8 protein-coding genes are annotated in these 13,348 nt (G+C 39.8%); 2 read left to right on the plus strand and 6 right to left on the minus strand.

Annotated elements, in window-relative coordinates; genetic code table 11:
• Positions 1-8: 8 nt before the first annotated feature.
• From ACZZZC_RS17515 to ACZZZC_RS17535, 5 genes are all read right to left on the minus strand, one after another.
• The gene (locus ACZZZC_RS17515) at positions 9-929 is read right to left on the minus strand and encodes an ABC transporter ATP-binding protein (RefSeq protein WP_463483330.1); all 921 of its coding nucleotides are present in this window, start codon (positions 927-929) and stop codon (positions 9-11) included.
• A gap of 72 nt (positions 930-1,001) precedes the next feature.
• Positions 1,002-2,354 (minus strand): RagB/SusD family nutrient uptake outer membrane protein, encoded by a 1,353-nt coding sequence (locus ACZZZC_RS17520; RefSeq protein WP_463487781.1) that lies wholly within the window; start codon positions 2,352-2,354, stop codon positions 1,002-1,004.
• 32 nt (positions 2,355-2,386) lie between these two features.
• The gene (locus tag ACZZZC_RS17525; RefSeq protein WP_463483332.1) at positions 2,387-5,974 is read right to left on the minus strand and encodes a SusC/RagA family TonB-linked outer membrane protein; all 3,588 of its coding nucleotides are present in this window, start codon (positions 5,972-5,974) and stop codon (positions 2,387-2,389) included.
• Positions 5,975-6,112: 138 nt separating this feature from the next.
• Complete coding sequence (locus tag ACZZZC_RS17530) at positions 6,113-7,330, minus strand: FecR family protein (RefSeq protein WP_463483333.1); 1,218 nt, start codon at positions 7,328-7,330, stop codon at positions 6,113-6,115.
• A gap of 80 nt (positions 7,331-7,410) precedes the next feature.
• On the minus strand, positions 7,411-8,007 hold the full coding sequence (locus tag ACZZZC_RS17535) for an RNA polymerase sigma factor (RefSeq protein WP_463483334.1): 597 nt from the start codon (positions 8,005-8,007) through the stop codon (positions 7,411-7,413).
• 398 nt (positions 8,008-8,405) lie between these two features.
• Between ACZZZC_RS17535 and ACZZZC_RS17540 the strand changes: the two genes are divergently transcribed.
• The gene (locus ACZZZC_RS17540; RefSeq protein ID WP_463483335.1) at positions 8,406-10,787 is read left to right on the plus strand and encodes a mechanosensitive ion channel family protein; all 2,382 of its coding nucleotides are present in this window, start codon (positions 8,406-8,408) and stop codon (positions 10,785-10,787) included.
• A 285-nt stretch (positions 10,788-11,072) separates the two neighbouring features.
• Positions 11,073-11,843: a carbonic anhydrase family protein gene (locus ACZZZC_RS17545; RefSeq protein ID WP_463483336.1), complete on the plus strand. Its 771-nt coding sequence runs from the start codon at positions 11,073-11,075 to the stop codon at positions 11,841-11,843.
• A 346-nt stretch (positions 11,844-12,189) separates the two neighbouring features.
• Here ACZZZC_RS17545 and ACZZZC_RS17550 read toward each other — a convergent pair whose 3' ends face one another.
• Positions 12,190-13,200 carry a formylglycine-generating enzyme family protein gene (locus ACZZZC_RS17550; protein WP_463483337.1) on the minus strand — a complete coding sequence of 337 codons (1,011 nt, stop codon included), beginning with the start codon at positions 13,198-13,200 and terminating at the stop codon, positions 12,190-12,192.
• Positions 13,201-13,348: the final 148 nt, after the last annotated feature.

Genomic DNA, 13,348 nt, shown 5'->3' on the forward strand with positions numbered 1-13,348 from the left:
TTAAGGGATTAATGTTGTGAAAGTTGTTTAAATATTTCCTCGACCGAGTTTTTTTCAAGAGTGATTTCCTGTAAACGCCAACCATTGTTTACGCTTTGAGTTACGATCGTCTCTGTAATTTCAGGCTCTCCACTAAAAAAGAGGCGAACAAGCCTGTCATTGAGTAATTCAACCCTCATGATCCCCTGAATAGCCTCGAGTTCCGCGATATTGGGCATATTGTTCAAATGAACGAGCATACTGTGGGGTTCGATGTAGTTGTTGAAAGCATCCATTGTATCTTCGAAAACTATTTTGCCGTTTTCAATCATTTTGATATCCCTGCACAGCAACTGAACCTCAGAAAGTATATGGGATGAAAAAATTACTACCCTGTCTTTCGCTATTTCTCTGATCAGTGAACGCACTTCTATAATCTGATTTGGATCCAGGCCATTCGTTGGTTCATCTAAAACCAGTACATTCGGCCGATGGACAATGGCCTGAGCGATTCCAACACGTTGGCGGTACCCTCCAGAAAGGTTTTTTAGCAAACGGCTACTGAAGTGACTGATGCCGCAACGGTCTTTTGCCTCTTCTACAGCATCTTTTTTGATCTTGCCAGACATGTTTCTCAGCGATGCACAATAATTCAGATATTCATCAACCGTTAAGTCCAGATACAATGGTGGATTTTGTGGAAGAAACCCAATTTCCATCTTGGCCTGCATGGGGTCGTCCCGAAAATTAATACCATTAATATATACGGATCCCTCTGTTTGATTTAGTGATCCGCAGAGGATATTCATTGTGGTGGATTTACCTGCCCCATTTGATCCCAGCAAGCCTACGATACCAAAGTCGGAGATTTCTATATTGATATCACGTATCGCCCAGCTACTACTGTAACGATGTGACAGATGCTCTATTTTTACTATACTTTGTTTCATAATTTTAATTTTTGGACATAAGTATCCTTTATCTATGGTTATCTACCCACAGATAAAACCTTATACCTTTATTTACTCCGGGTTTTGAATAATTTCGGGATTCTGGTTAACGATGATAGAAGAAAAAGGGAAAACGTATCCGTTGCTATTTGGAAGCAATGTATAGGTCTGCCCGGCAAATTCCCTGATGAGCGGTTTCGCAAAAAGAGCATCTTTATTTAATCTTTTCTGGTCAAACCATCTAAGCCCCGTTCCAAAGAACTCCCTCCTACGCTCATCAACGACTAACTGCAGGGCTTGCTGGCTGTTTGCGGCAGCAAGTGATATCAGGTCTGCAGGTTTGAACCGGAATTTTCGGAGATCATTGAGTATTTTCACCGCGGCGTCCGTTTGTCCCAGGCGTGCCAGACACTCGGCTCTTATTAACCAGGTATCACTTGTAGTTAGCCCCACAGATGCCGGATCTACCCCTGCCCCTGCAAAAAAACCTCTTCCCGAAAAATTTGGATAAAAATTTGTGGCATTTCCGGGTCTGGTGAATAGCGTATATCTGAGATCCTTGGTACCGAGTAAAGTAAGCAGATCATTACTTAACTGTAGCGCTCCATAACTGATTCTTGGAACTTTACGCAGGAGCACTTCCTTGTTTTGCAACAGGTTAGGGAAAGCGACGGTGATAAACTGATTATAATCTGTCAGTTCGCCAAAAAGTGCAGTCGATTTTTCTGCGGCATCCAAAGCCGATTCATACCGGCGCATGTTGAGATAAACCCTGGAGAGCAAAGCGTAGGCCGCTGCACGATTGGGTTTTACAGAGTTGACCTGGTTGATCGGTATCAACGGTATCGCAATCTCAAGATCTTTTAAGATCTGCGTATATACTTCGGCTACCGTGGCTCTTTTAAGATTCACAAAAAGTTTGGCTTCCAACAATAACGGAACACCAGGATCCTGGTCTGCCGTGGCCTGGTCATATTGTTTTGAATAGGAATTCACCAAGCTAAAATAGGTGAAAGCACGCTGAATGAGTCCTTCAGCGTAAATGGCATTTCGTTCATCGGGTGTACCGCCTTTACTTTCTAAAACTCCTGCGATAACGGTGTTGAATGTATAAAGGGCCTTATACATGGTGTTCCAATCAAAATCGTCAGTTTTATCTGTGTAAAATGGTTTTCGCCAGGTATAGGCAGCAACTCTCGATGGATCAAAAGCTACATTCTGTTGAACAGCCGGATCGTTGAAACTGATGTCATCGCTACCCAAAACTGCCGGGAGCCCACAACCGATGCCCGAATCGTTGATATTGTTCATTAATAAACGGTAGTCGTTTGTATATACCAACACCCGTTGCCCTTGAACGGGAACATCTTCTACATATTTGCGGCAGGAGAAAAGTGCCATGGTTAATACAGCGATCAAAAACATTTTTAATACGCTTATAGTCTTATCTTGATGCATTATAAACTCAGATTAAGTTGAAAAGAATAGGTTCTTACAGGAGCCAATTGATATGTCGTGCTTGCACTATACAAGTAATCAGGGTCAATCCCTTCTTTATTAGCCGCCCATATCATACCTAGATTGCGACATATAGCCGACGCCGTTAACCCCTTGATTTTAAGTTTGGTTGCAAGGTGCTGAGGAAGTGAATAGGAAAGTCTTATCTGCTGAAGCTTTACATTGCTTCTACTACGTACCAGCAAATCAGAGTTAGCATAACGCTCTACGCTGGAATTATAATTGAATCCCATTGAATAATCAGCATTAATCCCAGGAACATTTGTATTGGCTTCATCTCCAGGATTTCTCCACCGTTGTGCGAGATCTCCTGCACGGCTCACAAAGGCACCTAACACGTCAATGGAGGGTTTGCGAAATACGCCACCGAGCTGGTATTGGAATTGAAAGCCAAGATCAAATTGTTTGTAGGTAAAGTTTGTATTATAGGCACCAAACCAGGGAGATGCCGTTCTTCCAGAATATGCTTTTATATCGTAGTAAGGGAAATCCCAGGTATTATAATATTTACCGGGAACTTTAGGATCTTCGATAAGCGTTTCTCCTTTATTATCAAGACCTGCAAATTTGTACGAGAATAAAAAATCAGTTGGATAGCCGTCATGGATAATCTGACCCTGCGAAACATCTTCATTGCCAATTGGCAGTTTAAATCGCTCATCATGAACTACATTGGTATTATAGGAAAGGTTAACACTGTTGTTCCATGTCCACTCTTTAGAGCGGATCAATGCGAATGACAAGCCTAGATCAACCCCTTCGCCATCAAGCATGGCTGCATTAAAAATTGTATTAGAAAAGCCATAGGTAGCATTTATAGGCAGTTCATAAAAAATATCAGTGGTTTTCTTTTTATAGTATTCCAGGGTTCCTGAAATCCTGTTCTCAAACAAGGAGAATTCGATACCGTAATTAAGCATTTTTGTTTTTTCCCAAGCCAGATTCTCTCTTGCAGGCCGGTTTATGCCAGCTGACGGTAACCCTGTATAGGCGTTGGTACCGAGAAGATCAATCACTGTAACCGGGGCATAACCCTGAGGGGCGTTACCAGTAAAGCCAAGGGTGAACCTTGCAGACAGACCACTCAGCCAGTTGATATCTTTAAAAAGATTCTCTTGTTTGATATTCCAGCTAACTCCTGTTGACCATAAAGGTATTGCTCTTTTACGTCTTTCTACCCCTAACAGGTTTAAATCATCAAAGCGTGCACTTCCCGAAATGGTGTATCTGGTATTGAAGGTATACGAGCCATTTGCGTAATAGGAAAGTGCTCTGGTTGTCCTTTCGATAACTGGCCCTGATGTTGCACCGATAACGGGCCTTTGACCAAATATGTCCAGATAACTTACGCTTGGGTTAACGGGCGAATAGGAATTTATTTCCTTATTGTACCCATATCTAGCCTCACTGCTGCTTTTGTTAAAAACTTCCCGAATCTCATTACCGATGACAATGTTAATTTCATGTTTATTGTCCCAGTTTTTACTTGCGTTTAATTGTCCCCTTAAATTATAGCTTCTTACCAGGGAATTATTAAGGTCGAGTTTCCCTCCATTCGGAATACCATAAACCAGTCTGCCGAGGTTATTGATGCTAGTACCACGGTTAACAAGGATACGGGCCTCATAGCTTTCCGGCTCTTTGTAATTTTCCCGTTCATTGAAATTTCTTCCTATATTACCCGAAAGGGATAGACTAAGCCACGATGTAATTTTTCCAGTAATATCGACGTTAAGTCCGAGATTATTGGTCGTATTTAAAGTGTTATTATAATTCAGCTCATCGATAGGCGAATACTGAAATGGAAGATATCCTAGCCTTTCGAAATTCCTTGCCTGAGCGGGAACCATGAACACATCGTAATAAATGTTTGTCCCATCGGCATTTTTCAGCATATCGTAAGGGCGAAGGCCTAACCCCGACATGCTCATTGCCTGAGCTGATGCCGGATTGGTTTGATCTGTTGTATTGGCATAACTTATTGAGCTATTGATGGTAACCGCCCCTTTAAAAAGTACTGATGATGACCCCAGATTAAAAGAATAGCCCTTATTTTTATTTGCTTTATATACCCTATCATCGGTGTAGTAGTATCCAGACATGTGGTAAGAACTGTTAACTCCACCACCAGATAGTGATAACGTATATTGTCTGGTTGCAGGTCGTTGAAGTAGATACTTGTCAATTTGATCACTATTATCATTTTGGGCAAGGGCGGCAAGTTCAAGATTCATTTGTGTTTCTGAAATCTCTCCACGTTTGTTTCTGAATATAATGGCCTGAGCTTGTGTATTGTTTGCTGCACGAAACGATGATGGCACCGGATCCATAAAAATATTGGCATTGATTAAGTCTTTTTCCAGCGCAATATAATCTGTGATAGACATCATTTGTCCGAAATCCGTTCGGGGCTTAGCACTTGTGCTATAGGTGGTGGTAAAATTAACGGCAGGAGCAGAATTCTTTTTGCCTTTCTTAGTGGTAATCACGATCACACCATTAGCGGCCTGAATGCCCCATATTGATGATGCAGCGGCATCTTTTAAAAATGTCACTTGTTGAATATCCTCCGGATTAAGTAAATCCAAGGCACCTTTAGCAATTGAAATCTGCGATGGAAATCCATCAACTACCAGCAATGGTTCAACACTAACCTGGGTATACTGCCCTACAATTGTAGAGATGCCCCGAATGTTTACCGTACCGTTCCGGCTTTGCCCTGCTATTGTTTTGGTAGAAATATTTACTCCCGGAACCAGTCCTTGCAGCCTCTCCAGTAAGCTAATCGTCGGAAATTTGGCAAGCTCCTTTGCGGTGACTATACCAAATGAGCCGGTCGCACGATCTTTGTTTAAATCCTGATAACCTGTGCTAACCACGGCGACTTCCTCCAGCACTGCAGTAAGGGGTTTCATCGCAATAGCAACGGTTTTTTGTCCAGTTAAAGTAAGTGTATCAGATTTATAACCAATAAAACTAGTCACCAAGGTTTCCTTTCCCGAAAGATTCAGAAAAGAAAATGTCCCATCAGGACCAGTTCTTGCCGACTGCTTCGTTCCAAGGACCGAAACATTTGCCCCTCCCATTGGCTCCCCTTTTTCATTCAGAACCAATCCCCTGATATCGATTTTAAAAAATACTGCGGAGAGGCGATCTAGAAACGAACTCTCTTTTTTAAGTACAATAACCATCTTATCCTGGATTTCAAATTTGAGGGGTTGCTCCTTGGATATGATCTCCAGCACCTCGGGAAGGTCGAGATTTTTTACCCTGATATTGATCGGCTGGATCGATCTGAGTAAATTTGCATCGGCTACAAAATCAAAGCCACTTTGATTTTTTATCTTTGAAAAGATTTGTGTAATCGATGCATTTTTTTCTGAAAGGGAAATTTTTTGAGCAAATCCGGCAGCGGAGACCTGCATCAAGGTTGCTAACAGAAACACGCTGGTTAATCGCATAGTGAGCAAGATTTTATGGTATACCAGATTAGGCATACCTAGATTTACGGTATATTTTCTATACATTAGCTTTAGTTTGGTTTGTCAGTGTACCTCTACTTTCCACGGGAAAGGCATACTGTAGGTTTAGTTGATAGCTTTGTTTGTCGGCGAATGCCAAACTATTCCAGGTCCCTGGTTCGGGGATCTGGCTTATTTACTGAGTTAATTCGTTACGTACACCCTCCTTCCTTCAATTTTAAAGTGAACTAATTTAGTAGTTTCCAAAGCCTTAAGTATCTGGCTTATATTTTTTGTTCTTGAAACATTGCCAGAGAAATTGCCTTTGGGAATCTCTCCAGGATAGATAACCTCGATATTATACCAGCGAGATACATCACGCATGATCTCCTCGATATTACTACCATTGAAGATGAAATCCCCATTTTTCCAGGCTAGTGGCACATCGGTGTCAACACTGCTGATATTAAGTTTCTCTTCGCTTAAAACGGATTGTTGCCCAGGAGCGAGAACAACCTCATCTTTATAGGCTATTTTTGATTTTGCGTTCCAGGTAGAAGCCATGTAAGAGATTTTAACCCTCCCCTCTGCCAGCGTAGTGATTTCCCTTGGATCATTGCTATAGGCTTTCACATTAAAGTATGTTCCTAAAACCTGAACCTCTTGATTAGCTGATTTTACAATAAATGGATGTTTTTCATCCTTTGCTACCTCGAAATAAGCCTCTCCAACCAGTTGAACTGTTCTACTCTTCAGATTTTTGAAAGAGGAGCTGAATTTTATCGATGAGGCTGCATTCAGCCATGCTGTGGAACCATCCGGTAATTTGACACGAAAGGTCTGAGCATTTGCTGTTTTTAGCATATTTAATCCTTCTCCATCTGAAATCTGCTCATTATCCATGTTATAGATAATTTCTCCAGATCGACTTTTAGATATCCTTACTCCTGATTCAATTGCAATTTCTCCATTGTTCACTTCTGAGAGATTAATACTCTTTCCGTTTGCCAGTATTAACGTAGCGCCGGTTTTCCCAGGAGGGATATCTTTTTTTGAAGCAATTGAGGTGGTGATATTTTCCTTCTCTGTAAAATAATTAAAAACCAGATATAGGGATACGATTAATAAGGCGCCGATGAATGAAGCTGCAATAGCTATACGAGGGAAAATTTTTCTGATAGTCTGACGACCCTGAGGCTGTTCAATAATATTTTTAAAGATCTGCTGCGAACGAAACTCATCAATTTCGATAAGTTGTGATTCACTCAACTTGAAATCCGTATCGAGCAATCTAAAAAGTTTGTCTTGAGTCAGGTCCTCATCCAGAAGATTGCTGAATTCCTCCACCTCTGCCAGAGTAGCTGTCTTGGAAAAGAATTTCCTATATAAATAAATTATTCTTAAGTCTTCTTGCTCTGGCATAATTTAAGTGGGCGCAGACTGCCCTTTTTATATATAATCCATGAGAACGCTTTTAGGGGGTATGGAAAATGAAAAAAAAATCAGATTAATCTGAAGATCACTAATAATGCAACAATATCGGTATGCGTTTTAAGATATGCCCTAAGAAAACGGAGTGCCAATTTCATATAGCTTCGTACGGTTTCTACACTCAAATTCATCTGTTGCGCAGCCTGTTCGTACTTAAGGCCTTGTATATGGCAGAGCTCGTAGACCATTTTCTGTTGAGCAGGCAAAAGTGCTATCCCCTCGGTGAGTATTTTTCTGGTATCTGCCAAAAGAATCTCTTCCTCCGTTTCATTATGTTTCTCTGTCCACGCCTTTCCCATTGCAAGCTCAGTTCTGGCTTCAAGTACTTTGCGCCTCAGTATCTGAAAACTCTGGTTTTGGGCCAGGGTGAGGAGATAAGCCGATATGTTGCTATCAGGCCTCAGGCTTCCGGCATTTTGCCAAAGCTTTAGCATCACCTCTTGAAGAACCTCTTCTGCCAATACTTCAGACTTTAATATATAAAAAGCCTTATTGAAAACTTTTTTTTTATGCAGTTCATAAAGAAGCTTGAATGCATGTTGATTTCCTTGTGCTACCTGACGCAACAATTTATATTCATCAACGACTGGCTTGGTATGGATGTGCATGAATAATCAAATATACAGGATTAATTTGAATGCATTAAGCGAAAACACGGCCGGCCGCTCCATTCACTAATTGATTCACTCAAGCCTGATGATAAATTGGTTTGCCCACTTTGTCCTTTTTTAACTTTTTTTTCCTGTATGTCAGATCAGAAGTCATTTCATTTGAAGGAATATTGCCAATGAGCATTTTAAACTGACCGCCTTGGCCAATGCTAATCAGGTTAAAAGCCAATATTACACTAGTTGCATACGCCTTTCTGCTTGCAATCGGGTAATTTTTTATGTAGTATTGATTAATGAATCCCTATCATCGCCATCTCAAGAATTTTTTACTATCCTTGTTTACCCTGATAGGCGTTTTCTTGAGCCAAATTGCGTTTGCTCAAAGTAATAGTCCGTTGAAAACGAAATCGGACAGCGTAAGAGTTAAGACAGAAAGTTTTCTCGAGAAAATGCAGGCATTTGCCAAAAAATCGGAAAAGGAAAGCAAAGAGGATTTTAAGACAGACAATATCTCGCTCATACAACTCAAAGTCATTAATGAGATTCGCGTAAACACAGAAAATGCAAAGGCGTTTCTGAAAACCTCTCAAGATACTTCCGTTATAACAAATCACCTAAAAGATCTTAAATCTGTATTCAAGATAGCGTCTGATGGTGTGTTTATTAATATGGGTTCGATACAAACCTACCGAAACCTTGCTTCTACGAAGCGAATTCTAAGGGAGCTTTTACAGACCACAACTTTAATAAAGAGAAACCTCGATACCAGACAAAAGTCTTTTACCGCATTTCATTACAAACTTGATTCTCTGTCGTCTATTCCTGAGCTTTTCGCTTTCCCAAAAGACTCTTCCTCAGTAGTTGATTATTTAAAAACACTTGGAACTGCTGCCTATGAAACAGCTCCTTTGGATTCTATCCTAAAGGCTCGGAGTTTGCAGGTGCAGAAACAGCTGAATACCTATAATTTAGCAATTAGTCAACTTACCAATAGTATTGAACAGGTGGAGCAGTACGAGCGTAACATGACCTATAATTCATTGGCCCGCGAATTACCAAACATCTGGCAGCATCCGAAACACTTTCGTCACTTCAAAGAGATCATTAGCTTTTCCATTGAAAAGAATCTGCTCACTTTAAAATATTATGTGGGCAATAATATAGGTAGGCTCTTGCTGATTTTTTTATTGACTACCTGTTCTTTCTTATATCTCAGGGCATTAAAAAATATTTATAAACTTAAAGGTCTTCTCAAAAGTGACTTGGATGGTCAGCTCGCCATCCGCTACCCATTATTATCGGCAATGGTAATTGTGTTAAGCCTATTCCAGTTTATCCTCATCTCACCTCCATTTATACTTAGTTTAGTTATCTGGATAATCAGTGCTATTTGTCTTACCATTTTGTTTAGAAATTTCATCACCAGCTATTGGATGAAGGTGTGGCTGTTCATGGTGGTGGTACTTTTGGCTGCCTCATTTGGTAATATTTTACTTCAGTCGTCCCGCGATGAACGTTGGTTTATGCTCGGTTTCTCAATATTGGGTGCAAGTGCAGGAGTAGTTATACTTCTGCAAAAAAGGTATGCTGAGCTGAAAGAAAAATGGATCTGTTATTCCATTGGTATCATGGTCGCATTTGAACTTATTTCTGCTATCTTCAATATCTATGGCCGTTTCAATCTTTCTAAAACATTATTCCTGGTCGGATTTTTAAATGTAGTTATATCGATCATTTTCCTTTGGGTGGTCAGATTAATCAACGAAGGACTTCTCCTGGCATTCGATGTTTATACCGTGCAGGATAGAAAACTTTTTTATCTGAATCTGGGAAAGGTTGGCAGCAAAGCTCCGACTATTTTATATTTCCTGTTAGTAGTGGGATGGCTAGTGCTCATGGGCCACAATTTCCCACAGTTTGATCTCCTTTCCAGGCCATTGCTTAACCTTCTGGAGAGCGAACACCGCATAGGAGATTATAGCTTTAGCATTAATGGACTTTTGCTATTTTTCGGCATCATGGCCATAGCAGTCATCGCATCAAAAATTGTTTCATTTTTCACCTCGGATGACCATCTTGTAAATAGTAGAAACGGGCAATCTGTTAAAAAGGGTTTAGGTAGCTGGGTGCTCTTGGTGAGACTTGTGATACTTTGCACAGGCTTGTTTCTAGCACTGGCTGCCGCAGGTATTCCACTTGACAGGATTACCATCGTCATTGGTGCTCTGGGGGTAGGAATTGGTTTTGGTTTACAGACTTTAGTGAACAACTTAGTCAGCGGGTTAATCATTGCATTTGAAAAACCGGTAAATGTTGGCGATCTGGTGGATGTGGATGGCCAGGGAGGAACAATGAAATCAATAGGATTTCGCAGTAGCGTGATTACCACTTTTGATGGTGGGGATCTCGTGATGCCAAATGGCGATCTTTTGAATTCGCATTTAATGAACTGGACACTCGCCGGAGGAAGAAAACGAATGGCCATCAATATTGGTGTAGACTATGAAACAGATCTCAGAAAGTGTAAGGCGTTAATTATTGAAATTCTGGAAAGTGAAGATAGGATTTTAAAAAACCCGAAGCCTGTTGTCCAATTTGAATCATTTGGAGAAAATGCTATTGATCTTAATATACTGGTTTGGACAAGAACCCTGAAGGAAAATGGCTCAACAAAGAGTGACCTGATCATCGCCATAAATGAATCTTTTAGGCAAAACAGCATTAAAATTCCATTCAGCCAGCAGGAAATTTATTTACATAAGACAGAGGATTCTTAAATTTAATGGCCGAGAATTTTTAAAGTGATATAATGAATAGCAGATTCATTTAAGCCATTCAGGGCAAATGACAACTTCAACTGCAGCGAAAAAAAAAACTGCAAACAGAAAAAGTCATAAAAAACGAACGTAAAATAATTTACCGATTGAACATTGATATTTTCGCCCAATTGTACAAATCTTCTATCTTATTTACGTTTAAAACGATTAAAATTATGGGCTTATTCAACAGTAATTTTAGGTTGGTAATCAAACTCAATCAACCCTTAACCAATTATTCTTATTATGAAATCATTTAATATTCTATCAATCATAGTAGCTGCACTGATCATATCTTCATGTGTGAGACATGAGGGCACAGACCAAAAGAATCAGGAAGTTCAATCTGAAACAGTTGAGATTGAAAAACAGGATATACTCATAACTGAACCATTATCTAAACAAGAGCAAACTAAATTAAAGCCAGAAGATGTTGTAAAAAGGTTAATGGATGGAAATAAAGATTTTGTAGAGGATAATCTTACTGTAAGAAACACTGCTGAACGGGTAAGAAAAGCATCTTTAGGCCAATATCCCAAGGCGGTGATTCTCTCCTGTTTAGATTCCAGAGTTCCAGTCGAAGATGTTTTTCATAGTGGAATCGGAAATTTATTTGTGGCAAGGGTTGCAGGAAATATTGTTAACAACGATATTCTAGGAAGTATGGAGTACGCATGCAAAGTTTCGGGAGCAAAAGTGGTATTTGTTTTAGGACATGAATATTGTGGCGCAGTAAAATCTGCTATAGATGGTGTTAAACTCGGAAACATAACCGGCTTACTTGAAAGGATAAAACCTGCGGTATTTAAGGTAGCAAAAAACTTTACACCTAAAACAGATTCCTCTGATGCCAGATTTGTTGAAGATATATGTGAAGAAAATGTAAGACAGGCGATTATCGAAATCCGGAAAGGGAGTCCCATCCTGAAAGAAATGGAAGACAAAAATCAAATTTTAATAGTTGGAGGTGTATATGACATGAAAACCGGAAAGGTTTCAATGCTTGACTTGAACTAAATAATAAAAAGTTCAAGATACCAAAAGGATTGGCGGGTACAAAGAAAGAATTTAAGCTATCAAACCAACTTTCGAACTTTCAAAATCTGAAAACTTATAATTCATTTAGAAAACTATAATCAATAACCTGAACTTTAATCAAAGTGCTTTATATAAATCGAACCCAAAATGAGAATAATAGCATTGCGTCAAACAAAGCCTGTACTTGGAAATTTTATGCTATAGACTTAACATTTCAATGGTAGTTGTTCAATAAACAAGTGATGTAGTTAACTTATCAAAGTAAAATATCGGAAACGATGTTAGCAAAGCAGCTACTCATCATTTAATTAAAACATATTAGATGCTATTTAGAACTCACGCACCTAAATCCGGTATGTTCAAGGCCGGTATCAGTCGAAGTTTTCATTCTCGAAGTAACTTTATAGCCCTCACAATAGGATGCGTTGCACATAAAAGAACCTCCGCGAACAACTTTTTTTGGTACGCTTGGTTCCATTGGATCAAAACTATCTGATGGGCCAATTGGATTTGTAGCTGATCCACCAACCGTTTTATAATAATCTGAACGGTACCAATCACTGCACCATTCCCAAACATTTCCGGCCATATCAAACAAACCATAACCATTTGGCTTGAATTGTTTTATAGGCGCAAGGCCTCCAAAATTATCCCAGTTTGTATTGCTAATTGGAAAATTTCCCTGCCATGTATTGGCTTTTGCAGCGCCTTTCTCAACATTCTCATTTCCCCACGGATATAGGCTCTCTTTCAAACCGCCTCTTGCTGCATATTCCCATTCCGCTTCGGTAGGCAAACGCTTTCCAGACCATCTACAATAAGCCATCGCATCATCCCAGGAGATATGAACAACTGGATAATTATCTTTTCCATTGATATTGGTTTTCGGTCCATGGGGATGTTTCCAATCAGCTCCTTTAATCCAGCGCCACCATTGAGCAGCATTATCCAAACCATCAATCGATTGAGGTTGATAAAACACCAGTGATGCGGCAACAAAAACACTATCTGGTGGCTTTGGAGTTCCTGCAGGCAGTTGTTTTTTCATTTCCTCCCAAACTGGTTTCCGTTCTGCAGTTGTTATATATCCCGTTGCATCCACAAACTTTCTAAATTCTGCATTGGTTACTTCACTAACATCCATCCAAAAAGAGGATAGTTTGACCTTGTGTTGTGGGTACTCATCTTCTCGTCCTTCTTTATCCTTAGCGCCCATATTGAACGTTCCTGCAGGAATCAGAACCATGCCGCGATGACTAACTTTATTGGCAACAAAACTTGAGGAATCCTTTAGCACTCCGAACCTATCAGGAAGATTTTGCTCGCAAGAGGCCAAAGAATCTTGCTTTTGTTTTTTTTCGATCCTATTTTTTGAATCGGAGCACGTTAAACAAAAGATTGGCAGTAATGTAAAGATTAAAGTTTTAACATCCCTCATATATGGAATCACAAAAAATTCAAATAGCACATAAATAAAGCTAATA

Source organism: Pedobacter sp. AC212, from assembly GCF_979258625.1.